The sequence below is a fragment of the Pseudoalteromonas sp. S1609 genome (genome assembly GCF_005887255.1).
GTDB lineage: Bacteria > Pseudomonadota > Gammaproteobacteria > Enterobacterales > Alteromonadaceae > Pseudoalteromonas.
In genome coordinates this window covers 1-237 of the sequence record NZ_PNDJ01000219.1, presented here as the reverse complement: position 1 = coordinate 237, position 237 = coordinate 1, and the positions used below count along the sequence as shown (strand labels likewise).

The window sequence follows — 237 nt, the reverse complement described above, 5'->3', positions numbered from 1 at the left end:
TCGAATAGAATCTAAAAACTCAGCCAACTCTAACTATTGGATTTTGAGTGATACTGAGTCTTCAAAATTGTTCACAGCCGCATATGAGAATCACCAAGGCGAAGCTCAAGAGCAATTACAACATACCCACATAAGCGTACCTGAGCAACCGGCAAGATTATTATTAGAAGTACTTAATCGTAATTTTCCAACACCATGTCCCGCTAATTCAATTGCTGAACAAAGCAATGCATATGC

1 pseudogene is annotated in these 237 nt (G+C 38.8%); it reads left to right on the top strand.

Going from position 1 to position 237, the window contains the following annotated elements:
* A pseudogene (locus CWB76_RS19495) lies at positions 1-237 on the top strand (MucB/RseB C-terminal domain-containing protein); the annotation flags it as partial.